General features: G+C 61.2%; 26 protein-coding genes. 14 read left to right on the forward strand and 12 right to left on the reverse strand.

The window, feature by feature from the left end; all coding sequences use genetic code 11:
• Positions 1–57: 57 nt before the first annotated feature.
• Positions 58–768 (forward strand): zinc-ribbon domain-containing protein, encoded by a 711-nt coding sequence (locus ACR0FG_RS04405; RefSeq protein ID WP_480890527.1) that lies wholly within the window; start codon positions 58–60, stop codon positions 766–768.
• A 73-nt stretch (positions 769–841) separates the two neighbouring features.
• On the opposite strand, the gene ACR0FG_RS04410 is transcribed toward ACR0FG_RS04405, so the two are convergent.
• The 5 genes from ACR0FG_RS04410 to argH are packed head-to-tail and all read right to left on the reverse strand — an operon-like array spanning position 842 to position 6,469.
• Positions 842–3,388, reverse strand: coding sequence for a TIGR02302 family protein (locus ACR0FG_RS04410; RefSeq protein ID WP_480890530.1), 2,547 nt, complete (start codon positions 3,386–3,388; stop codon positions 842–844).
• 40 nt (positions 3,389–3,428) lie between these two features.
• A complete protein-coding gene (lysA, locus tag ACR0FG_RS04415; RefSeq protein WP_480890533.1) occupies positions 3,429–4,694 on the reverse strand; it encodes a diaminopimelate decarboxylase in 1,266 nt (421 codons plus the stop codon).
• A 50-nt stretch (positions 4,695–4,744) separates the two neighbouring features.
• Positions 4,745–4,894, reverse strand: a complete 150-nt coding sequence (locus tag ACR0FG_RS04420) for a hypothetical protein (RefSeq protein WP_480890535.1) — start codon at positions 4,892–4,894, stop codon at positions 4,745–4,747.
• 4 nt (positions 4,895–4,898) lie between these two features.
• On the reverse strand, positions 4,899–5,081 hold the full coding sequence (locus tag ACR0FG_RS04425) for an argininosuccinate lyase (RefSeq protein WP_170712636.1): 183 nt from the start codon (positions 5,079–5,081) through the stop codon (positions 4,899–4,901).
• Positions 5,081–6,469 carry an argininosuccinate lyase gene (gene argH / locus ACR0FG_RS04430; RefSeq protein ID WP_480890538.1) on the reverse strand — a complete coding sequence of 463 codons (1,389 nt, stop codon included), beginning with the start codon at positions 6,467–6,469 and terminating at the stop codon, positions 5,081–5,083. Before argH ends, ACR0FG_RS04425 begins: the two co-directional genes overlap by 1 nt.
• A gap of 21 nt (positions 6,470–6,490) precedes the next feature.
• On the opposite strand from argH, the gene ACR0FG_RS04435 reads away from it, so the two are divergent.
• The 10 genes from ACR0FG_RS04435 to yddG all read left to right on the forward strand — a co-directional run bounded on the left by ACR0FG_RS04435 (position 6,491) and on the right by yddG (position 14,513).
• Complete coding sequence (locus tag ACR0FG_RS04435) at positions 6,491–7,057, forward strand: TlpA disulfide reductase family protein (protein ID WP_480890540.1); 567 nt, start codon at positions 6,491–6,493, stop codon at positions 7,055–7,057.
• A gap of 58 nt (positions 7,058–7,115) precedes the next feature.
• Positions 7,116–7,481, forward strand: coding sequence for a hypothetical protein (locus tag ACR0FG_RS04440; protein WP_480890543.1), 366 nt, complete (start codon positions 7,116–7,118; stop codon positions 7,479–7,481).
• A 72-nt stretch (positions 7,482–7,553) separates the two neighbouring features.
• Positions 7,554–7,940 (forward strand): hypothetical protein, encoded by a 387-nt coding sequence (locus ACR0FG_RS04445; protein WP_480890545.1) that lies wholly within the window; start codon positions 7,554–7,556, stop codon positions 7,938–7,940.
• Entirely contained in the window at positions 7,937–8,908 is a 972-nt protein-coding gene (locus ACR0FG_RS04450; protein WP_480890548.1) for a sterol desaturase family protein, read from the forward strand. Before ACR0FG_RS04445 ends, ACR0FG_RS04450 begins: the two co-directional genes overlap by 4 nt.
• An 88-nt stretch (positions 8,909–8,996) precedes the next feature.
• Positions 8,997–9,188 (forward strand): hypothetical protein, encoded by a 192-nt coding sequence (locus ACR0FG_RS04455; RefSeq protein ID WP_480890551.1) that lies wholly within the window; start codon positions 8,997–8,999, stop codon positions 9,186–9,188.
• Between the two features lie 102 nt (positions 9,189–9,290).
• Positions 9,291–10,124 (forward strand): EAL domain-containing protein, encoded by an 834-nt coding sequence (locus ACR0FG_RS04460; protein WP_170712622.1) that lies wholly within the window; start codon positions 9,291–9,293, stop codon positions 10,122–10,124.
• Between the two features lie 188 nt (positions 10,125–10,312).
• Entirely contained in the window at positions 10,313–11,488 is a 1,176-nt protein-coding gene (locus ACR0FG_RS04465; RefSeq protein ID WP_170712619.1) for an acetyl-CoA C-acetyltransferase, read from the forward strand.
• Between the two features lie 186 nt (positions 11,489–11,674).
• Positions 11,675–12,397: an acetoacetyl-CoA reductase gene (gene phbB / locus ACR0FG_RS04470; protein WP_170712617.1), complete on the forward strand. Its 723-nt coding sequence runs from the start codon at positions 11,675–11,677 to the stop codon at positions 12,395–12,397.
• A gap of 305 nt (positions 12,398–12,702) precedes the next feature.
• Positions 12,703–13,647, forward strand: a complete 945-nt coding sequence (locus ACR0FG_RS04475; RefSeq protein WP_480890554.1) for a transcriptional regulator GcvA — start codon at positions 12,703–12,705, stop codon at positions 13,645–13,647.
• Complete coding sequence (gene yddG, locus ACR0FG_RS04480; protein ID WP_480890556.1) at positions 13,647–14,513, forward strand: aromatic amino acid exporter YddG; 867 nt, start codon at positions 13,647–13,649, stop codon at positions 14,511–14,513. The genes ACR0FG_RS04475 and yddG overlap by 1 nt, the downstream gene beginning before the upstream one ends.
• Here the strand turns inward: yddG and ACR0FG_RS04485 are convergent.
• From ACR0FG_RS04485 to ACR0FG_RS04495, 3 genes are all read right to left on the reverse strand, one after another.
• On the reverse strand, positions 14,510–14,674 hold the full coding sequence (locus ACR0FG_RS04485; RefSeq protein WP_170712610.1) for a DUF465 domain-containing protein: 165 nt from the start codon (positions 14,672–14,674) through the stop codon (positions 14,510–14,512). The genes yddG and ACR0FG_RS04485 overlap by 4 nt on opposite strands.
• 120 nt (positions 14,675–14,794) lie before the next feature.
• Complete coding sequence (locus ACR0FG_RS04490; protein WP_480890559.1) at positions 14,795–15,568, reverse strand: tRNA1(Val) (adenine(37)-N6)-methyltransferase; 774 nt, start codon at positions 15,566–15,568, stop codon at positions 14,795–14,797.
• Positions 15,565–15,780: a putative signal transducing protein gene (locus tag ACR0FG_RS04495; protein WP_170712606.1), complete on the reverse strand. Its 216-nt coding sequence runs from the start codon at positions 15,778–15,780 to the stop codon at positions 15,565–15,567. Before ACR0FG_RS04495 ends, ACR0FG_RS04490 begins: the two co-directional genes overlap by 4 nt.
• Positions 15,781–15,836: 56 nt before the next feature.
• Here ACR0FG_RS04495 and ACR0FG_RS04500 point away from each other — a divergent pair, with 56 nt between their 5' ends.
• On the forward strand, positions 15,837–16,835 hold the full coding sequence (locus tag ACR0FG_RS04500) for a polyprenyl synthetase family protein (RefSeq protein ID WP_170712604.1): 999 nt from the start codon (positions 15,837–15,839) through the stop codon (positions 16,833–16,835).
• Here the strand turns inward: ACR0FG_RS04500 and ACR0FG_RS04505 are convergent.
• The 4 genes from ACR0FG_RS04505 to soxR all read right to left on the reverse strand — a co-directional run bounded on the left by ACR0FG_RS04505 (position 16,828) and on the right by soxR (position 21,679).
• Positions 16,828–17,640, reverse strand: coding sequence for a 4-(cytidine 5'-diphospho)-2-C-methyl-D-erythritol kinase (locus tag ACR0FG_RS04505; RefSeq protein WP_480890563.1), 813 nt, complete (start codon positions 17,638–17,640; stop codon positions 16,828–16,830). The two genes, ACR0FG_RS04500 and ACR0FG_RS04505, sit on opposite strands and share 8 nt — an antisense overlap.
• On the reverse strand, positions 17,630–19,336 hold the full coding sequence (locus ACR0FG_RS04510) for a tetratricopeptide repeat protein (protein WP_480890565.1): 1,707 nt from the start codon (positions 19,334–19,336) through the stop codon (positions 17,630–17,632). Before ACR0FG_RS04510 ends, ACR0FG_RS04505 begins: the two co-directional genes overlap by 11 nt.
• 104 nt (positions 19,337–19,440) lie before the next feature.
• Positions 19,441–21,087, reverse strand: coding sequence for an electron transfer flavoprotein-ubiquinone oxidoreductase (locus ACR0FG_RS04515; RefSeq protein ID WP_480890567.1), 1,647 nt, complete (start codon positions 21,085–21,087; stop codon positions 19,441–19,443).
• Positions 21,088–21,223: 136 nt separating this feature from the next.
• Positions 21,224–21,679 carry a redox-sensitive transcriptional activator SoxR gene (gene soxR / locus ACR0FG_RS04520; protein WP_480823498.1) on the reverse strand — a complete coding sequence of 152 codons (456 nt, stop codon included), beginning with the start codon at positions 21,677–21,679 and terminating at the stop codon, positions 21,224–21,226.
• 87 nt (positions 21,680–21,766) lie between these two features.
• Here soxR and ACR0FG_RS04525 point away from each other — a divergent pair, with 87 nt between their 5' ends.
• On the forward strand, positions 21,767–22,147 hold the full coding sequence (locus ACR0FG_RS04525; RefSeq protein ID WP_170712593.1) for a VOC family protein: 381 nt from the start codon (positions 21,767–21,769) through the stop codon (positions 22,145–22,147).
• 235 nt (positions 22,148–22,382) lie between these two features.
• Positions 22,383–22,853, forward strand: coding sequence for a transcription elongation factor GreA (greA, locus tag ACR0FG_RS04530; protein ID WP_170712591.1), 471 nt, complete (start codon positions 22,383–22,385; stop codon positions 22,851–22,853).
• Positions 22,854–22,866 lie beyond the last annotated feature (13 nt).

Raw genomic sequence — 22,866 nt, forward strand, 5'->3', positions numbered from 1 at the left:
CGGAATATCATTATAAAAAAAACTATTATCAGGCCCGCAGTCAGGCCAGGAGGCAGTATGCGACTTACGTGTCCGAATTGCAGCGCTCAGTACGAAGTGCCGGACGACGTCATCCCGGAGAACGGGCGTGACGTGCAGTGTTCGAATTGCGAGCAGACATGGTTTCAGCCGAAACATCCCGAAACCGCGAAGGATCAGCCCGACACGGTCGAAGCCATGGTGGCAGAGCCGGTCGGGGATGCCGCCGCAGCGCCAGCCGATGAGGTCGCGCCGGAGCCGGAAAAGGCGGAAGATACCGGCAATGTGGATCCCAGTGTCGCCAACATCCTCAAGGAAGAGGCGGCGCGCGAGGCGGAGCTGCGGGCGCAGGAAGGCAGCAGTCTGGAAAGCCAACCCGATCTTGCGCTGGACCCGCCCGAGGAACCGAAGGTCAAACCCAAGCGACCGGCGGCTACGGCGACTGCTGAGGATTCGGGCCAGAAAAACGCACTGCCGGATGTTCAGGCCATCAATACCGGGCTGAAAAGCGGCAGCGATGCCAAATCGAAAGAAACGGCATCCGAGGCCCCGCGCAAATCGGGCGGCTTCCTGCGTGGATTCGCGTTGATCGTGATTATCGGGATCATCCTGTTGCTGGTCTACAGCAACGCCAGCCAGATCAGCGAGGCTGTTCCGCAGGCTGACCCGGTGCTGAAATCCTACGTGTCCTTTGTGGATCAGGCCCGTCTGTGGCTTGAGGCGCAAACCGGTGGCGCGGCGCAGAATTAAAGCGTTTCCGGGTTTATTTGACTCGTGCCGCGAAGCTATAGCGTTCCGGGAGCGCCGCAGGCGTTTCCGGCGGTCAGAACCGCTCTAACAACCGTTTGAGGTATTCCAGTTCGATCTGCGGCCGGTCGGTTTCACCGGTCCGGCGGCGGATTTCGTCCAGCAACTCGCGGGCACGGCGATAGACGTCCTCGCCCTGCAGCAGATTGTCTTCGGTTGAGATCGAGCCTGCGGACCCGGGTGCGCGGCCCAGCGGATCGCGGTTGTCGGCCTGCATGTCACCGGCCTCGGTGCCCTGCCCCGGCTGGTTCTGCTGGTTTTGCGCCAGCGCCTCGCCCAGCGACCGCATCCCCTCGCGCAGGGCTTCCATCGCTTCGGATTGGCGGTCGATCGCTTCGGCCAGATCATCGCCGCGCAGGGCCTGTTCGGCCTCGTCCATGGCGCGACCGGCACGATCCAGCGCATCGCGCGCGGCTTCGCCTTCGGGGCTGCCGCCACCCGGCAGGCCCTGTTGCTGACGTTGCAATTCATCCCGCAGGGCTTGCTGACGGTCTGCCAAGGATCCCTGACCCTGCTGATCTTCGCCCGCCTGATCCTGGCCTTGACCCTGACCGCCCTGACCTTCGTGGCTTTGGCCGCGGCCCTGACCGCCCGAGCGGCCTTCGTTGCCCTGATTTTCACCGGCCTGCGCGCCGGGGTTGAACTGTTCCTGCAGGTCGCGGAACGCCTGATCGCTGAGGCCCTGCTGTTCACGCAGGGTTTCGGCCAGACCTTCCATGGCTTGCTGCCCTTCGGATTGGCCCCCCTGACCCTGCCCTTGGGTGACGCGCATGTTTTCCATCATCTGCTGGAACTCTTCCAGCGCCTGCTGCGCCTCGGCCATGCGGCCCTGTTCCATCAGTTCCTGAATGCGGTCCATCATCCGCTGCAGGTCATCCTGCGTCATTTGCAGGGTTTCGCCGTTGGGCCCTTGCTGGCCCTGCGGCGTCTCACCATTTTCCTGCGCCAGACGTTGCAACTGACGCATGTAATCCTGCGTCGCCTCGCGTAGTTCCTGCATCAGCTCGGCGATCTCTTCGTCGCTGGCCCCGTTCTGCATCGCCTCGGTCAGCCGTTCCTGTGCGCGGCGCATCCGCTCCAGCGCATCGGCCAGCGTGCCATCCTCGATCAGAACCGCCAGATCCCACAAGGCCTGTGCGATTTCTTCCTGCTGCTTGAGGTTCAGCGCGCCGTAGCGATCAAAAGTCTCCAACCTGCGCAGGATCACACGCAGGCGCAGATAGGCGGTGTCGGAGCGGAACAGGTCCTCGGGCAGGTGCGAGACCGCGCGCAGCAGCTGCGACACCCGCAGGGCGTTGTCCTTGGTCCAAAGCAGGTCGCGGCGCTGTTCGATCACCGCTGCGGCCAGCGGGTCAAAGAAGCGGCGCGCGGGCAGGTTGGTTTGAAACGGTTCCGAGGCGGATTGCTGATCAGCGTCATCCACCGCGCTGAGCGTGATAGTCACGGGCAGATGCGCCCAAGGGTGCTGCGAGAAATCTTCGATCAGATCCTCGGTGAACTCGGCCCGATCCCCGGTGATGGGCAGCGGCAGCGGGATTTCAATAGATGGGCGCGGTTCGGGGTCGGTTGCCAGCCCGAATTGGCGGTCGACCGAGGCCAGATCAAGCTCGATCACCGCCGAGCCGGACACGATGGCATAGTCGTCGCTGGCGGCGTAGGGCAGTTTCATCTGCCCGCCGGCCTCGGACCCGGCGGATCCTGCCACGGCGATCTGCGGGGCAGCGTCGGCGACAACCTCCAACGCCCAGTCGCGGCCTGCAGGTCCATCGATGCGTAGCTGCCCGGACCGTTCGGCCACAAAATCATGTTCGGGCTCGGCCGCCGCTTCGGCCCCTGAGGCCGAGGTTGTTTCGCTGAGCGTATGCGCGCCGACCTCGCCGTAGAACCGCAAGGTGATGCGACTGCCCTGCGGCACGGAAAGAGTGGGTTCATCCTGATCCGCAAGATAGAGCGTCGGCAGGCCGGTATAGCGCGGCGGTTCAACCCAGCCCTCCCATGTGGGGCCTTGGGCAGCATCCGCGGTGCCAGGTGTCATGTCGGCCACCGAGCCGATGCGCCAGAACGAGCCGAACAGCGCCGCAACCACCAGCGCCAACAAGGCAGCATAGCGCAGGGCATAGGGATCACGCGCGGCAAGCCGCAGGTCGGGTTTCACAGGTTCGGCCTGCGCGGCGCGTGCAGCCATGCGGGACTGGTGCGCCTGCCACAGGGCCACCGAATCCGCATCCATCGCGCCGATGGCCTGATCGTCCATCAGCGCCTGAATCGGACGCCCGGGCAGGGTTTCATCCAGCCGCACCAAAGCCTGCGCCCGGGTGGGCAGGTGGAATCGCCGGATGCCCCAGATCAGCGCCCCCAACAGGGCCAGCAGCAGCACCGCGCCGGTAATCCAGACGGTTTCGACCCGCACCAGATCCTGCAGGCCCAGCATCAAAGCCGCCAAAACCGCCATAAGGCCCGAGAAAAACGGCCAGAAAGCGCGCCAGACCCGCTCGGCCAGCATCCCCCCGTGGGTCAGCCACAGGGACAGTCTGGGAATTGGCAGTTTCGTTTGGTCGCGCAAGGCGGGCCTCCGGTCATCGGGCCCTTGTGCGCCTATCGCGTCAGAGCCACGAGGGTATGGTATCGCGGTTTATCATTTCGTCAAAGCTTGGCCGTTCACGAATTACGGCAAATTGATCCCCATGCACCAGCACTTCGGGGATCAGCGGGCGCGAGTTGTATTCGCTGGCCATCACCGCGCCATAGGCCCCGGCGCTGCGAAACGCCACCAGATCGCCCGGTGTCAGCGGCGGCATATTGCGCTGTTTGGCGAATGTATCGCCGGATTCGCAGACGGGGCCGACGATGTCATAGGGCTGTTGTTCGACCCCCGGGGCGGGTTCCTGAACGGAAACAATATCGTGATGCGCCTCGTACATTGCAGGGCGGATCAGGTCGTTCATCGCCCCGTCGAGAATCAGGAAATCACGCCCCTCGCCGGATTTCACATAGATCACCTTGCTGACCATCAGCCCCGCATTGCCCGCGATCAGGCGGCCCGGTTCAATCTCGATCTCGCAATCCAGATGGCCCAGCGTTTTCTTGATCAATGCGCCATATTCCACCGGCAGCGGCGGCGCGTCGTTCGAGCGAGTATAGGGAATACCCAAACCCCCGCCCAGATCGAGGCGGCGAATGTCGTGGCCTTCAGCGCGCAGGCGTTCAGTCAGTTCTGCGACCTTGGTATAGGCCAGCTCAAACGGCTCAAGCTCGGTCAGTTGCGAGCCGATATGGACGTCGATGCCAATCACCCGCAGCCCCGGCAGGCTTGCGGCGTGGGCGTAAACCTCGGACGCGCGGGCGATGGGAATGCCGAATTTGTTCTCGGACTTGCCGGTGGCGATCTTGGCGTGGGTCTTGGCGTCCACATCCGGATTCACCCGCACGGTGATCGACGCAATCACGCCCAGTTCCAGTGCGATGGCGTTGATCACCTCCATCTCGGGCTCGGATTCGACGTTGAACTGACGGATGCCACCGGTCAGGGCGGTGCGAATCTCATCCGCCGTTTTGCCGACGCCCGAAAAGACGATCTTGTCGCCCGGCACGCCTGCCGCCTTGGCGCGCAGGTATTCGCCGCCCGAGACCACATCCATCCCCGCGCCCGCCTGCGCCAGCGTTTTCAGGATCGCCTGATTGCTGGCCGCCTTCATCGCGTAGCAGACGAGGTGATCGGTGCCCGCGAGCGCGTCATCAAACAGCTGGAAATGGCGCAGCAGGGTCGCGGTGGAATAGACATAGAACGGGGTTCCGACCGCGGCAGCGATTTCGGAGATTGCAACATCCTCGGCGTAGAGCGCGCCGTCGCGGTAGAGAAAGTGATCCATACCCGCGCGCTTAGACCAAAAGAGGTATTCGGATCAAATGATTCCGCGCCTTATCCGCCGGTGGACACACCAACCTGCCCATAGCCCGAGATCGAAATGCCCGAGCCGCTGGGTTTCGGCTCAGGGTCGGGGCGGGGGTTGCCTGCGGGATCGCAGCCCGCCAGCAGGGCCAGAACGCAAAGCGCAAGGATGGGTTTCACGTGGTCAGAGCCCCAGATAGACGCCCAGACCACCCCGGCGCAGGCCAAGACCGACGCCGCCATAGGCGCCGCTGGTGCCGACGCCGACATTCGCGCTCATGGTGGGTTGGATCGGTTCGCCATCCGCGCCGCATCCGGCGAGGACTGCCGCAGCTGAAATCAGAAGGATCACCCGCACTATCTGCATCACACCAGCGCCTTCCACCGCTTGATCTGGGCACGCACCTGATCGGGCGCCGTGCCGCCATAGGACTGGCGCGAGATTACCGAATTTTCGACCGTAAGGACAGAAAAGACGTCATCGGTGATGTCTGCATGGACCGATTGCATATCCTCAAGCGTCAGATCGGGCAGGTCGCAGCCTTTGCCTTCGGCCATCGCTACCAGCGATCCAGTGACGTGATGCGCATCGCGGAACGGCAGGCCCAGCACCCGCACCAGCCAGTCGGCCAGATCGGTCGCGGTAGAGAAACCAGATCCCGCCGCCGCCGCAAGACTGTCGCGGTTGGCGGTCATATCCTTGACCATGCCTTCCATCGCGGCCAGCGCCAGCATCCAGTTGTCGGCAGCGTCAAAGACCTGTTCCTTGTCTTCCTGCATGTCCTTGGAATAGGCCAGCGGAAGCCCCTTCATCACCATCATCAGCGCTGTATTTGCGCCATAGATGCGGCCCACCTTGGCGCGGATCAGTTCAGCGGCATCGGGGTTTTTCTTTTGCGGCATGATCGACGAGCCGGTCGAGAACCGATCCGACAGCGTCACAAAGCGGAATTGGGCCGAGGACCAGATCACCAGTTCTTCGGCAAAGCGCGACAGGTGCACGGCGCAGATCGAGGCGGTCGACAGGAACTCGAGCGCGAAGTCGCGGTCGCTGACGGCGTCCAGCGAGTTGGCGGCGGGGCGGTCAAAGCCCAGTGCCGCAGCGGTCATAGCGCGGTCAATGGGGAAGGACGTGCCTGCCAGCGCCGCAGCGCCCAGCGGGGATTCGTTCATCCGGGCACGCGCGTCGCGCACGCGGCTCAGGTCGCGGCCAAACATCTCGACATAGGCCATCATGTGATGGCCCCATGTCACCGGCTGCGCGGTTTGCAGGTGGGTGAAACCGGGCATGACCCAATCGGCCCCGGCCTCGGCCTGTGCCAGAAGCGCACGGATCAGGGCCAGAAGGCCGGTTTCGGCGGCGTCGAACTGATCGCGAACCCAGAGTTTGAAGTCGGTGGCGACCTGATCGTTGCGCGATCGACCTGTGTGCAGACGGCCTGCGGGCTCTCCGATCACCTCTTTCAGCCGCGCCTCGACGTTCATGTGAATGTCTTCCAAAGCGGTCGAGAACTGAAAGTCTCCGTTCTGGATTTCTGACAAGACTGTGAGCAGCCCTTCCCGAATGGCCTGCGCGTCATTATCAGTAATAACGCCTGTGGCAGCCAACATGGCGGCATGGGCGCGCGAGCCTGCAATGTCCTGGGCTGCCATCCGCTGATCGAACCCGATCGAGGCGTTGATTGCCTCCATGATCGCGTCTGGACCGGCGGCAAAGCGGCCGCCCCACATCTGGTTCGAGGATTGATCGGTCATGAAAGAAAACCCGGAGTTGATATGCGCCTGTTACGTCTGATCCCCCTTTATATGGCCCTTGCGCTGGGTGCAAATGCCGCTTTGGCCAGTGATGCCGAGACATTGGGCCCGCTGCGTGACGGGACGCTGAAACGGCTGATCCTGCATAAAGAGCCGAAAGAGGCCAAGGTGATCGAATTTCAGCTGGAGGATGACGGCGGCGTCGGCACGCTGGAAGATTATCGCGGCAAATATGTGCTGATCAATTTCTGGGCCACATGGTGCGCGCCCTGCCGCAAGGAAATGCCGCAGATCGCCGAGTTGCAGCAGGAATTCGGCGGCGACAAGTTTCAGGTTCTGACGCTGGCGACGGGCCGCAACAACCCCGCCGGGATCAAGAAGTTCTTTGAAGAGAACGGGATCGAGAACCTGCCCCGGCATCAAGACCCCAACCAGTCCGCCGCGCGCGAATTTGGCGTCATCGCCCTGCCGATCACGGTTATCCTGAACCCCGAAGGTCAGGAAATCGCGCGGCTGATTGGCGATGCCGAGTGGAATTCCGACAGTGCCAAGGCGATTATCGGCGCGCTGGTTGGCGGGGAAAGCTGATAGCGAAACAGGTTGCGTCGTGATACCCTCCCGCTTGTTTTGAGTGGGAGGTTTATTCGTGAGAACCATTTCAATGATCGCTGCTGCGGTGTCGGTGGTATTTGTGTCGACGGTTGCAGCACAGGCCAAGGATATCAAAAAGGAAAGCCAATTTCTTGAGACGGTGGCCGATAAGGAACTTGTCGGGACCAACGCCAAATTTACGATTGGGTCGGACGGCAAAATCTCTGGCCGGCAGAACAACGGGACCAAATTTGCGGGCGCATGGGTCTGGAGTAAGCGGTTTTGGTGCCGCACTCTGGTCGTTGGGGACAATCAGGTGCCTCAGGATTGCCAGAAGGTGACTGTAGAAGGAAATCAGGTCACGTTCACCCGAAACAAAGGCAAGGGCGATTCCGGCGGTACATATACCATCACAAAATAGGCGCATCGGCTGACGCGACGCCACCTTTGACACTGGCCCCTGTCCTTTGCACTCTGCGCGCAGGAGGACGGAATGCCGCTTGAAATACTGCTTGTTCTGGTGGTCGGCGGCATCGCCGGAATCACGCTGCTGCTGCATCTGACGGGCAAATCCCGGCGGCATGTGCTGACGCGTGAAACGGCGCCGGATCAATGGCTGCGGCATTTCCCCGATGACACGGTGATCGATGCGACCATCGCCCATGACGGTCACGCCGCCCTTGTGCGGACCGAGACCGGGGCCGGGCTGCTGTGGTCGCATGGGGCCGATACGGTTGCGCGGCACCTGTTGGATTTCGACTGGATCGAAAATCCCGACGGCTTCGAGGTTCAGTTTCATGATTTTTCCACCCCCCGCGCCCTGATCCGCCTTGATGAAATCGAGCGCCGCCATTGGCGTCACCTGATGGACCCGGAATGACTGACCAGATTACCTTTCCCGACGCGGTGCAATGGGCCGTGCCCTTCTTCATCGCCGCCATTCTGGCCGAGTTCCTGTGGATCGCCGTCAAAGGCCGGGGTGGGCGGTATGAGACGCGCGACGCCGTGACCTCATTGATCATGGGGGCCGGGAACATCGCGTCGGGCTTTCTGCTGGGGTTCATCGCCTATGCGTTCTTCATGTGGCTGTGGCAGATCACGCCTTTGAACCTTGGCACGTCGATCCCGGTGATCATCCTTTGCTTTGTGCTGGATGACCTGCGGTATTACTGGGTGCATCGGTTCGGGCATCGCATCCGCTGGGTCTGGGCCAGCCATGTGAACCACCACAGCTCGCAGCACTACAACCTGACCACGGCACTGCGACAGACCTGGACCTATACGTTCACCTTCATGATGGTGGTGCGCGCGCCGCTGATCCTGCTGGGGTTCCATCCGGCGATGGTGCTGTTTGTCGGCGGGCTGAACCTGATCTATCAGTTCTGGATCCACACCGAAGCCATCCACAAAATGCCCCGCTGGTTCGAGGCGGTGATGAACACCCCCAGCCACCACCGCGCCCATCACGGGCGCAACGCGCGGTACCTGGATTGCAATTATGCGGGCGTGTTCATCATCTGGGACAAGATGTTCGGCACGTTCGTGCCTGAACAAGAGGATGACCGTGTCGATTACGGTCTGGTCCACAATATCGGCACGTTCAACCCGCTGCGCGTGGCCTTTCACGAATGGGTCGGCATCTGGCGCGATGCGACGCAACCGGGGCTGAGCCTGCGTCAGCGTCTGGCCTATTGCTTTGCCCCGCCCGGGTACAGCCATGACGGCAGCCGCGACAGCTCGGTGCAGATCAAGGCCAAGCACCTTGCCCGCAATCCACAAGATCGCGGGACGCCCGGATTCGAGCAGTTTGACGTAAAACCGCCCAATCAACGGGCGGAACGGGTCTGACAAACAGGTGAGGTTCGGGAAAAGGTGTTGAATTCGGTCTCATGAGCGCCATATCGACGCAATGTTCTGATTGTGAGTACCAATTTCAATGACACGCCTGACAACCTTTTCAACCGCCACCGGCCTGTTTGGTCTGGTTCTCGCCATGCTGGTTGCCCTCAGCCCCGACAGTTCAGCTGTGGTTTTGGGCTTGGGTTTCGGGCTGATGATGCTTGGGCTGTTCGGCGCATTGATTGGAGCCGCCGCCCATTTGGGCCGCAATTGGCAATCGACCCGTTGAATTTTCGCAATATTCGCGGGTGGTCTTAACCGCAGATTCACCTCTTTGCCCTGACACTGTGCCCGAACCAGTCACAACCGGCACGGAAACAGCGGCGCGCCCATGCGGGACAAAAAACTCAAGGATTTACCCGAAGGATCGGACAGCCCGCTGAACGCGGCTGTGACGGAACGGGATCGGTCCGCCCTGCAGATGGCGACCGAGGCGGTCAAGCACAAGCAATGCAAGCTGGCCTTTCAGCCGGTGATGCAGGCGCGTCCGCCCTATGGCGTTGCCTTTTATGAGGCGTTCATTCGGGTGCTGGACGAAACCGGGCGGGTGATCCCCGCGCGCGAGTTCATGCCGCAGGTCGAAAACTCGCCCATCGGGCGCGATCTGGACTGCATCGCCTTACAGATGGGTCTGCGCACTTTGCGACAGAACCCCGGTATCAGGTTGTCGGTGAATATGTCTGCGCGGTCGATCGGCTATGCCCGCTGGTCCCGCGTGCTGGACCGGTTCCTGCGCAAGGACAAGACCCTGGGTGAACGGCTGATCCTTGAAATATCCGAAAGCTCGGCCATGCAGGTTCCTGAACTGGTGATCGATTTCATGGACCGGCAGCAGGCCCGCGGCATTGCCTTTGCGCTGGACGATTTCGGAGCCAGCAATTTCAGCTTTCGCCATTTCCGCGAGTTTCTGTTCGATGCCGCCAAGATCGACGGGCAATTCGTGCGTGGTATCCGCGACAACCCCGACAACCAGGCGCTGGTGCGGGCGTTGATTTCAGTCGCACGCGAGTTCGAGATCATGGTGACTGCCGAATCGGTCGAGAGCAAGGCAGATGCCGAGTTTCTGGTGGCCAACGGGGTTGACTGCCTGCAGGGATATCTGTTCGGCGCACCCTCGGTTTCGCCGCCATGGGCTGCGGAAAACACCGCCAAAACCGCAGGTTGAGCCGCGCGCGGCGCGCAAAAGATCGCCGCAGTTGACGCTGAGACAAGCTGTCCGTTGCTGCACTTGCAGCATTCCTGTATCCCGGAGCATACTGGAACCGGAAAAGGTGCCGCATAGTTTGTCCGGGGACGCTCTCGGCGCGGGCAGCCAGTTTTCCAACAGGACCATGATGGTAAAGGATTGACTATATGACCAACGTAGTAATCGCATCCGCTGCACGCACCGGTGTCGGCAGTTTCGGCGGTTCGTTTGCGAACACCCCTGCACATGATCTGGGCGCTGCTGTGCTTGAGGCCGTCGTCGAACGCGCCGGCGTCGAAAAGGGCGAGGTGAGCGAAACCATCATGGGTCAGGTCCTGACTGCCGCCCAAGGTCAGAACCCTGCGCGTCAGGCGCATATCAACGCCGGTCTGCCGCAGGAAAGCGCGGCCTGGGGCATCAACCAGGTCTGCGGCTCGGGTCTGCGGGCGGTTGCGCTGGGTGCGCAGCATATCCAGCTGGGCGATGCCGATATCGTGGCTGCCGGTGGGCAGGAGAATATGACCCTGTCGCCCCATGCCGCCGCGCTGCGCGCCGGTCACAAGATGGGCGACATGAAATACATCGACACGATGATCCGGGACGGTCTGTGGGATGCCTTCAACGGCTATCACATGGGCCAGACTGCGGAAAACGTCGCTGAAAAGTGGCAGATCAGCCGCGACATGCAGGATGAATTCGCCGTAGCCAGCCAGAACAAAGCCGAAGCGGCCCAGAACGCGGGCAAGTTTGCGGACGAGATCGTGCCGTTCACCATCAAGACCCGCAAGGGCGACATCGTGATGGACAAGGACGAATACATCCGCCACGGCGCAACCATCGAAGCAATGGGCAAGCTGCGCCCGGCCTTTACCAAGGATGGCTCGGTAACAGCGGCCAACGCCTCGGGCCTGAATGACGGTGCCGCCGCAACCCTGCTGATGTCGGCAGAGAATGCAGAAAAGCGCGGGATCGAGCCTCTGGCGCGTATCGCGTCTTATGCAACCGCCGGTCTGGACCCGTCGATCATGGGCGTCGGCCCGATCTATGCCTCGCGCAAGGCGCTGGAGAAAGCGGGCTGGTCGGTTGACGATCTGGATCTGGTCGAGGCCAACGAAGCCTTTGCCGCACAGGCCTGCGCTGTGAACAAGGACATGGGCTGGGATCCGTCGATCGTGAACGTCAATGGCGGCGCGATTGCCATCGGTCACCCCATCGGCGCGTCGGGCTGCCGCGTCCTGAACACCCTGCTGTTCGAGATGAAGCGCCGCGACGCCAAAAAGGGTCTGGCGACCCTTTGCATCGGCGGCGGCATGGGTGTCGCCCTGTGCGTGGAGCGTGACTAAGGGCTTTGAGCCACACATAGAAAGGGCGCCCGACCGGCGCCCTTTTTTGTTACAAACCCCCTCTATCCCTCGGATGCGACAATATTGATGACCAGAAAGATCACATTCAATGCGAAACGATATTGCGCAACAAAACCCATCAAAGTAACAGAATTACCAAGACGATCAGAATTGAAGGAGTCCTAAATGGCACGTACAGCACTGGTAACCGGCGGATCCCGCGGCATCGGCGCGGCAATTTCCAAGGCACTGAAGGCCGAAGGATACAATGTTGCCGCGACTTACGCGGGCAATGACGAAGCCGCCGCGAATTTCACCGAAGAGACCGGCATCAAGACATACAAATGGAACGTGGCCGACTACGACGAGTCGAAAGCGGGCATCGAAAAGGTCGAGGCCGAGGTTGGCCCGATCGATATCGTGGTCGCCAACGCGGGCATCACCCGCGACGCGCCGTTCCACAAGATGACACCGGAACAGTGGCATCAGGTGATCGACACCAACCTGACCGGCGTGTTCAACACCGTACACCCTGTTTGGCCTGGTATGCGCGAGCGCAAGTTTGGCCGCGTGATCGTCATCAGCTCGATCAACGGTCAGAAAGGTCAGTTCGCGCAGGTGAATTATGCCGCGACCAAGGCGGGCGATCTGGGCATCGTGAAATCGCTGGCGCAGGAAGGTGCGCGGGCGGGCATCACGGCCAACGCCATTTGCCCCGGCTATATCGCCACCGAGATGGTCATGGCGGTGCCGGAAAAGGTCCGTGAATCCATCATCGGTCAAATTCCCGCCGGTCGTCTGGGTGAGCCCGAGGAAATCGCGCGCTGCGTGGCCTTCCTGGCATCCGACGATTCACAATTCATCAACGGATCAACCATCTCGGCCAACGGTGCGCAGTTCTTCGTCTGATCGAAGACCGCTGAGATAAAAAATCGGGCCGGTCCTTATGGGCCGGCCCGATTTCTATTCCGTAAGAACGCGCGCGCTGCGTTCAGCGGAAAGCAAATATCCGGTTCAGAAGGCGCCTGACAAAGGCGCCCCGTTCAGAATGCGCCTTTTGAAAGGCACGTTGCACCGCAAGATCGGTTGATATCTCAATCATGATCGCCTCTTCATCAGATCAGTTTCATTTGACTTGGATAGATATTGAGCCTTATCAATCAGCGTGACAAACGAGGAATTTGACGTGTTCAGTTAAGGAAATTTTGACTGAAATGACCGACCGCCTGCCCCCGCTGACCGCTTTGCGCGCCTTTGACGCCGCTGCCCGGCATATGTCTTTCGCAAAGGCAGCCGAAGAATTGCATGTCACCCCGGCGGCCTTGTCATTTCAGATCAAATCGCTGGAAGAACATCTGGGCCACCCGTTGTTTCGACGCATGAACCGGGCCGTTGACCTGACCGCGGCGGGGCGCACGTTGGCCCCGGGCACAGCAGATGGGTTTTCCGCATTGCAAGCCGCATGGCAAGCCACACGGCGGTTGCAGGACACAACCAGTCTGACCGTCACCGCAGGCCCTGCACTGACGGCAAAGTGGCTGGCCCCGCGTTTGTATGAATTTGCGCGGGCCAACCCGGGGATTGACCTGAAATTCTCGGCCACGCTGCGCATCATGGACCTTGAGCGCGACGACGTGGATGTCGCGATCCGGTTTGGTTATGGCCCGGATGAGGGGCTTTATTCCGTTCCGGTCCGCCGGGAGTGGCTGACGCCGGTGATGACACCAGACCTGGCCCAGCAGTTTCCCACACCAGAGTCGCTGCGCGACGCGCCGCTGATCCATGACGAATCGATCAGTTTCCTGAGACCCCGCTGTGACTGGTCTGCATGGTTCCGGGCGGTAGGGCTGGATTTCACGCCAACCCATGGGGCGCATTTTTCCAACGCCGATCATGCAATCGACGCCGCCGTCGCCGGGGTTGGCGTGGTGCTGGGCCGCCGCGCGATGATCCTGAAAGACCTGACCGAGGGGCGTCTGGTCGCCCCGTTCAAAGTGGCGCTGGAAACCGCAGGGCGGTTCAGCTTTCTGTGTCTGCAAGGGGCGGAAAAGCGGCCCCAGATCGCGGCGTTTCGCGATTGGTTCATCGCCGAGATTGAAAAGACCGCGCATATATCGGATGAGTTCGAGATCATTCCGGTCGAAGAGGTCAACTCGTGATGACAAAGATGGGTGCAACGGCAATTGGCTTTGTCGCTGTCTTGCTGTGGTCGCTGCTGGCCCTGTTCACCGTTGGCTCGGCCCCGACACCGCCCCTGCTGTTGAACGCGATCTGCTTTTCCATCGGTGGTGCGTTGGGGCTGATCTGGGTCTTGGCCACAGGTGGCGCGGGGCAATTGCGTCAGATCTCATGGACCACCTATCTGTTTGGTGCGGTCGGGCTGTTCGGCTATCACGCCCTGTATTTTTCCGCGCTGCGTATGGCCCCGGCGGCCGAGGCCGGGTTGATCGCCTATCTGTGGCCGCTGCTGATCGTGCTGTTTTCGGGATTGCTGCCGGGTGAACAACTAAAGCCCGGCCACCTGCTGGGGGCCTGTCTGGGCTTTGCGGGGGCCGCCGTGATCATCGGCGGCGGCAGCAGTGCCGGGTTTCAGGCGCAGCATGTACCGGGCTATGGGCTGGCGCTGCTGTGTGCGTTGACATGGTCAGGGTATTCGGTGCTGTCGCGCAGGCTGGGTAATGTGCCGACAAGTTCGGTCGCGGTGTTCTGCGTCGCCACGGCGATTGCATCCTGGGGGCTGCATTTCGCGCTTGAGGAGACCGTCTGGCCGGACGGTGCGCTGGCCTGGGCCTCGACTCTGGCGCTGGGTCTGGGGCCGGTTGGGCTAGCGTTCTATGTCTGGGATATCGGTGTGAAACGGGGCGATATCCAGATGCTGGGCACCGCGTCTTATGCTGCCCCGCTGCTATCGACCTTTGTGCTGGTATTGGCCGGGATCGCGGCCCCGACATGGGGTCTGGCGATCGCGGCCTTGCTTGTCACCGGCGGCGCGGTCATTGCCGCGCGCGCCAGCCTTACGTCCTAAGTCGAAAGTCGCTCAATCTCTTCCTTTAGCTTTAGCTTCTGTTTCTTGAGCTGGGCGATATGGAGATCATCGATACCTGGCGAGCGTTGGGCTTCTTCGACTTGGAGACCGAGATTTTCGTGCTTTTTCTTCAGTTCCGTCAGGTGTGCGCTCACGCTCATGGCGATCCTCCTTGTTGTGTTTCATATATCACGTAGGAATTTGACCACATCGTTTCCACCCTGTCACGCTGCAGACGCACAGAATCTGATATAAATCCGACAAATTCGGCCAGTCTTTGCCTAATCCTGTGCAAAGCCCGCAAGCGGCGCGCCCTGACGCAGCACGGCGGATATTTCGGGACGATAGCTTTCACCGTCCCGTTCATGCTGCGCGCCGTCGTGCAGGATGACCGGCGCGTGCAGGCGGAATGCGGCGCGGCCCCCTTTGCGGGCGCGCAGAATCACCAGTTCCGCAGCTCGACCGATGCGCGGCGCCAGAGGCAGGAGTTCGATCGACCCCAACCGCTCCGAACAGGCCGACAGCATGTCTGGCATCCGGTCGGCCTTTTGGATCATGTGCAGATAGCCGCGCGGTGCGAGTCGTTTGGCAGCAACGTCAATCCAGTCGGACAGGGCCGTACCCTCGCCCAATGCGATGCTGCGGCCCTGATCCATCGCAGGGCTATGGGCCCCGGCGCGGTAATAGGGCGGGTTGGCGAGCACATGATCGAACTGCTGATGTCGCAGATCGGCAGGCAAGGCGGTCAGGTCTGCCTGTACCACGGTCAGCGCCATGTTGTTTTCACCTGCATTTTTGCGCGCAAGATCAGCGTAAGGGGGCTGCAACTCCACCCCGGTGGCCTGCACCCCCGGCACACGCGCCTTCAAGCACAGGATCGCGGCCCCACCGCCGCAACCAAGTTCGAGCACGGTATCGCCCGGGCGGGCCGGGATTGCGGCGGCCAGCAGCACCGGGTCAACGCCTGCGCGGTAGCCGGATCGGGGTTGCCACAACCGCAAAGCCCCGCCCAGAAAATCGTTACGGGTCAGGTCGCTGTCGGGAAAGCCGGTCATCGCCCCAGCGGGATTTCATTGTCGCGCATCACCCGTTCGGCCCGGATCAGATCGTCGGCGCGAACCATCAGGCGGCGGGGGAAGATTCCGATGCCGCCTTCGAGGATGCTCATATTTACGTCCATCTGAAAGCAGTCTATATCCTCGCCCTTGAGAAGGGCGGATGCAAAGGCCAGGATCGTCGGATCGGTGCTGCGCAAAAGTTCTTTCATGGGGATGGATGTAAGGGCAAGGTGACAGGCATGTCGAGCCTTGTATCAGGAGTGTGATGACAGTCAGCACAATTTCAAAGCCTCACGAGCGGCTGGCGGAAATTCTTGCCTCCGAAATGGCGGCGGTAAACACGCTGATCCAGACGCGCATGGCGTCTGAACATGCGCCGCGCATCCCAGAGGTCACTGCGCATCTGGTCGAGGCGGGCGGCAAGCGGTTGCGGCCGATGCTGACGCTGGCCGCGGCGCGTCTGTTTGGCTATTCCGGCGACCATCACCTGCGCCTGGCCGCCACGGTCGAATTCATTCACACCGCTACCCTGCTGCATGACGATGTGGTTGACGAAAGCGCGCAGCGGCGCGGGCGGCCTACGGCGAACCTGCTGTGGGACAACAAATCCAGCGTTCTGGTCGGCGACTATCTGTTTTCCCGCAGTTTTCAGTTGATGGTTGAAACGGGGTCGTTGCGGGTTCTGGATATTCTTGCCAATGCCTCGGCCACGATTGCCGAAGGCGAGGTGCTGCAGATGACCGCGGCCACCGATCTGGGAACGGACGAAAGCGTCTATCTGCAAGTGGTGCGCGGCAAGACGGCGGCGCTGTTTTCTGCGGCGACCGAGGTTGGCGGTGTGATCGCGGGGGCTTCGGACGCGCAGGTTCAGGCGCTGTATGATTATGGCGACGCGCTGGGGATTGCCTTCCAGATTGCTGATGATCTGTTGGATTATCAGGGGGATAGCAAGGCGACCGGCAAGAATATCGGTGATGATTTCCGCGAGCGTAAACTGACGCTGCCCGTCATCAAGGCCGTGGCGCAGGCAACGCCCGAGGAACACGCGTTCTGGGAGCGTACAATCGGCAAAGGCCGTCAGGACGAAAGCGATCTAAGCCAAGCGCTGCGCCTAATGGGCAAGTATGGCACGCTGGATGCCACCCGCGCGGATGCGTTGGGCTGGGCGAACAAGGCCAAGGCCGCATTGGACGGGTTGCCAGATCATGAGATTCGCACTCTGCTGCGCGATCTGGCCGATTACGTGGTTTCGCGCCTCAACTAAGCTGCGTCGCGCGGCACCACCAGTCGGGATAGGCCGCGCCGATCTCGTAGGCGGCGAAATGGGCGTTCTTCATCGTGGGATAAAGCGCAAAACAGGTTGAGCCAGAGCCGGACATTCGGGCCAGCAGGACCGATCTTGTCGCGCTCAGGGCATCAAGAACGGTTGCTATTTCAGATGAAACGCCCAGAGCCGGGGCTTCGAGGTCATTGCGTTGTTTCACCAACCAGTCGGCGCAGTCTTGAGGTGTCGCAAAATCCGGAATCTTTGATGGCATGGGCGGGTTATCGCGCGCTGCCAACGCTTTGAACACCGCTGCGGTCGGCACGGCAACGCCGGGATTGACCAGAAGGGCGGGCAGTTCGGGCAAAGCCATCGGAGCGATGCGATCCCCGATCCCCTGCATCCGGGCGGCAGAGGCGACCATGCAGACAGGCAGGTCAGCCCCCAGCGACAGCGGAACATCCGCAGCAATATCCGGCGCAAGGGTGCGCAGCGTTGCGGCAGCGTCCGAAGAACCACCCCCAATCCCCCCGCCATGGGGCAGGACCTTGTCCAATTGGATATCTCCGGTCCAGCCTGCTGCGTCAGCGGCCTGCCAGACCAGATTGCGGTTATCGGTCGGCACACCAGCTGCGAATTCGCCTGTGACGTCCATCGACAAGGCGGGTCCGGCGGAAAATTGCAGCCGATCCCCCACATCCGCAAACGCCACCAGCGAATCCAGCAGGTGATAGCCATCGGCCCTTTGGCCGGTGACGTGCAATGTCAGGTTTACCTTGGCGGGCGCAAAGGCCTTAGCCGTCATTGGCGACTTTCAAAGGGTCGGCGCCTTCTTCGTCCAGCACCACGTCCAGACCAACCTCGATCTTGCGGCGGATGCGCTCGGGATCAGCCTCGCCATCGGTGTCTTCGGGGTCAATGAAGGACAGGGCGCGTTTCCACTGGAACTCTGCCTCGCGCGCGCGACCGACGGCCCAGTAGACATCGCCCAGATGATCGTTGACCACGGGATCGACGGGCATCAGTTCGACCGCGCGTTCCATATGGTCGACCGCTTCGTCATAGCGGCCAAGGCGGAACAGCACCCAACCCAGACTGTCGACGATGTATCCACTGTCCGGGCGCGCCGCGACAGCGCGTTCGATCATGTCCAGCGCCTCGTCCAGCTTTTCGCGCCGTTCAACCAGCGAATAGCCCAGATAGTTCAGCACCTGCGGCTGATCGGGGTTCAGCTCCAGCGCTTTGCGGAAATCCGCCTCGGCGTTGTTCCAGTTCTTGAGCCGTTCATGCGAAATGCCACGTGCGTAATGCAGGAACCAGTTGCTGCCTGCGTCCGCTTCGGTCAGGCCGATGGCGGTGTCATAGGACGTGACTGCAGCGGCGTAGTCCTCTTGCTGGCGCAGCAGATCGGCCAGCGCCACGTGAACGCCCGGCAAATCGGGTTGCTGCACCGCCAGATTCTGCAGAACCTCGATTGCAGCATCGGTTTTATCGGATTGGCGCAACACCTCGGCCCGGCCCAGTTCCGCCGCGTGATAGTCAAAACTGTCGGGTGGCACCATGCGATAGGCTTCGACCGCCAGATCATATTGCTGCAACCCTTCCAGCAGTTCTGCGGTCAGCAGGATCGAGTCGATGTGATCGTCGCGCAAGAAGTTGGCAATGCGGGCATAAAGCAGGACATAATCATCCGCCGCATCCGAGTTCAGCGCGGCCCCGACCGAATAAAACACCTCGGCCATGCCATCGCGCGGGGTGCGGACATGGGTGAAAGGCAGCGTTTCGCCTGCACTCAGGCGCGCCACATAGTTTTCGATGAACGGATCATTGCCTGCGGCAAACACGTCTTCCAGAAACTGCAGCGCGTCATCGTTGCGATCCAGTTGCGACAGGATTTCCGCCCGTGCCAAAGCCGCCCGGCGCGAGATCCGCGACACGGCGCCGTTTTCGGACGCCATGACCTCTTCGGCGGCTTCGAAATCCCCCATCGAGGCCAAAGCCATCGCCTTGTGATAGAGCGCAAATTCGCTGAGGCCATCTTGCAGGGCAACGGTATCGAACTGCTCCATCGCCTGGGCCACGGCCCCCTGCGCCATATGGGTCCATGCGATGATCAGCCCGTCCACCAGCGGGCCCACGCCCTGCGATTCCGGGTCACGGGCCAGCAGGTCGTCGAACTTGTCCTGCGCGACCAGATTGGCATAGATCACCATCCGCCCCGGCTGATTGGGGTTGGTCCCGTCCTCGATCGCCTCGGCAATCGGCAGCGCGCCCTCGATATCGCCAAGGGCGATACGTGACAGAAGCACGCTTTCCAGCAGGCCCGCGTTCTGTGGATCAGATTTCAGGGCCTGCGAAAAATAGCGTTCCGCCGCAAGATAGTCGCTTTGATAAATCGCCTGACGTCCGGCGAGATAGGACCCGGTATCGGCAAGCGCCGAGCCCGCAATGGCTGAGCTGAGAAACGCAGCAAGTGCCGCGCGACGAACCAGAGGAAACACCGATATCCTGCCTTGTTGTCGTTGACTGACCGACAAGCTAGGGCCTTGGCGCACAAGTGGCAATGGCAGAGCCTTCACGACCCTGCCATTGTCGGTGTTTTCGCTTACATGTTCGGGTAATTCGGTCCATCGCCGCCCTGCGGCGTGGTCCAGGTGATGTTCTGGCTGGGGTCCTTGATGTCGCAGGTCTTGCAGTGGACGCAGTTCTGGAAATTAATGACGAATCGCGGCCCGTTTTCATCCTCGACCATCTCGTAGACACCAGCCGGGCAATAGCGCTGCGCCGGTTCGTCGAACTTGGGCAGGTTCACTTTGACCGGGATATCCGGGTCAGCCAGATGCAGGTGGCAGGGCTGGCTTTCCTCGTGGTTGGTGGCCGCGAAGGATACGTTGGTCAGGCGGTCAAAGGACAGCACACCATCGGGTTTGGGATAGTCGATGGGCTGGTGCTTGCTGGCATCCTCGGTCGACTCGGCATCGTTCTTGCCGTGACCAACCGTGCCGAAGAACGAAAAGCCCAGCGTGTTGGTCCACATGTCCAAACCGCCCAGCATCAGGCTGGCGGTCAGGCCCCATTTCGACCAGATCGGTTTGACGTTGCGGACTTTTTTCAGGTCCGACCCAATTGCGCCTTCTCGCACATCTGTCTCATAGGCGGTCAGTTCGTCACCCGAACGGTCGGCCTTGATGGCGTCAAAGGCCGCCTCGGCCGCCGCTTTGCCCGACAGCATCGCGTTGTGGTTGCCCTTGATGCGCGGCACGTTGACCATGCCCGCCGAACAGCCCAGCAGCGCCACGCCCGGCGCAACCAGTTTCGGCATCGACTGATAGCCGCCCTCGGTGATCGCTCGCGCGCCGTAGGCCACGCGTTTGCCGCCCTTGAGCAGGTCAGCCACCATCGGGTGATGCTTGAAGCGCTGGAATTCCATGTAGGGATACAGGTGCGGGTTTTTGTAGTTCAGGTGCACCACGAACCCGACATAGACCTGATTGTTTTCAAGGTGGTAGATGAACGATCCACCGCCTGCATTACTGCCCAGCGGCCAGCCCATGGTGTGGGTGACGGAACCTTCCTTGTGCTTGGCCGGATCGATCTCCCAGATCTCTTTCATGCCGACGCCGTATTTCTGCGGCTCTTTGCCCGCAGACAGGTCGTATTTGGCGATGACTTCCTTGGACAGCGAGCCGCGAACGCCTTCCGACAGGAAGACGTATTTGCCGTGCAGTTCCATGCCCGGCTCGGTGTTGGGGCCATAGGTTCCATCGGGTTCAAGCCCGAACACACCGGCCACGACGCCTTTGACTTCGCCGTTATCGCCGTAAACCAGTTCCGAGCACGCCATGCCGGGGAAGATTTCCACGCCCAGTTCCTCGGCCTGTTCGGCCATCCAGCGGCAAACATTGCCCATCGAGACGATGTAGTTGCCGTGGTTGTTCATCAGCGGCGGCATGGGCGCGTTGGGGATGCGGATCTGACCGGCCTCGCCCAGCATGTAGAACCTGTCTTCCTTGACCGGAACGTTCAGCGGCGCGCCTTTTTCCTTCCAGTCCGGGATCAGCGCGTCCAGCCCGCACGGGTCCAACACCGCGCCCGACAGGATATGCGCGCCCACTTCCGAGCCCTTTTCCAGAACAACGACGTTCAGGTCGGCATCCAGCTGTTTCAGACGGATGGCCGCCGACAGGCCCGCGGGACCTGCACCCACGATCACCACATCGTATTCCATCGCTTCGCGTTCAATCTCGGCCATCGCGGGCTCCTTAGCTAACTTTCCGAATTGGCGCTGTTCTCGCGCGGTCGGCGCAATATTGTTTCACGGCTGATTACATGCTGAGAAAGACTTTGGTCAATCGAAACACGGCGTAACAAGAGCGCTATTCGACACATCAGCCCTCTGGTGCGTCCCCCATCAGGTATCTGGGACCGCTACCATGGGATTTGGCCCGGTCATCGGGGTTGTAAAGCCGGCATTTGGGCAGGCTGAGGCAACCGCAGCCGATGCAGCCATCCAGATTGTCGCGCAGTCGTATCAGCGTATCGATTCGCTGATCCAGATGCGCGCGCAGATTGACGCTGATCGCCTTCCAATCCTGCGGTGTGGGCGTTCGGTTTCCGGGCAGGCCCGACAGAACCTCGCGGATTTCCGGCAGGGTCAGGCCAAACTGCTGGGCGATCATGACAAAGCTCAGCCGCCTGATGTCCGCCCGCTGATAGCGCCGCTGCCCGCCCGCATTGCGCCATGGCGCGATCAGGCCCTGCGCCTCGTAATAGCGGATGGCCGACACCGCCAACCCGGTGCGCCGGGCCAATGCGCCGATTGCAAGCCCTTCGGAAACTGCCATGAGACCCTCGCAAATAATCCTTGACCTAAAGTTAGGTTTAGAAATTACGGTGAGTCGTGACAAGCCTCAATTCACAAAGGAGATCCCATGATGGCGACGCTTGAACACACCAATTTCACGGTCCGCGACCCGCAGGCCACAGCAGCCTGGATGGAGAAGGTCTTTGACTGGAAAACCCGCTGGGAAGGTCCGGCCATTTCAGGTGGCTATACCGTGCATGTAGGTGGGCCGCACACCTACCTTGCGCTGTACAACCCCGGCGACCCCAAACCGTTGACCAACAGCAGTTATGACATCGTCGGCGGGTTGAACCACGTGGGCGTTCTGGTCGAGGATCTGGACGCCACCGAGGCCAGGGTCAAAAAGGCGGGGTTCGAGCCGCATAACCATGCCGATTACGAACCCGGCCGCAGGTTCTATTTCCGCGACGACAACGGCATCGAGTTCGAGGTGGTACAATATGATTGAGATGTTGTGGCTTGGGGTCGACGCGCATCGCTGGCGGCGCGGCGACCTGTTGGGGCAACGCCACAGGCGCTCTCTGCCTCCGCCCAGACGGCGTTAACCCGCAAATTGGGGGGATCGTGATCCATCGCCCCTTGCAATTCACGCCCTATTTGGGTCAGGTAATCGGTGACCCATCATTCGCCCCGACGCTTTCCATGCGGCGGGGCGGCTCAATTTTAGCGTGGACGACAAGAACATGGAAAAGATTCCAATGACGCCTGCGGGCAACGCTGCGCTCGAGGCGGAACTGAAGAACCTCAAATCCGTCGAGCGCCCGGCGATCATCGAGGCCATCGCCACCGCGCGCGAGCTTGGCGATCTGAAGGAAAACGCCGAATACCACTCGGCCCGCGAAAAGCAGGGCTTTATCGAAGGGCGCATCAAAGAGCTTGAGGGTATCCTGTCGCTGGCCGATGTGATCGATCCGTCGAAACTGTCCGGTGCGATCAAGTTTGGTGCCAAGGTGACGTTGGTCGACGAGGACACGGACGAGGAAAAGACCTGGCAGATCGTTGGGGAATACGAGGCCAATATCGAAAACGGCCAGTTGAACATCAAATCCCCCATCGCCCGCGCCCTGATCGGCAAGGAAGAGGGTGACAGCGTCGAGGTCCGCACCCCCGGCGGCGTCCGGTCCTACGAAGTGTTGAGCATCGAATACGCCTGATCGGAGCATCCCC

This window comes from Ruegeria sp. E1, assembly GCF_056534225.1.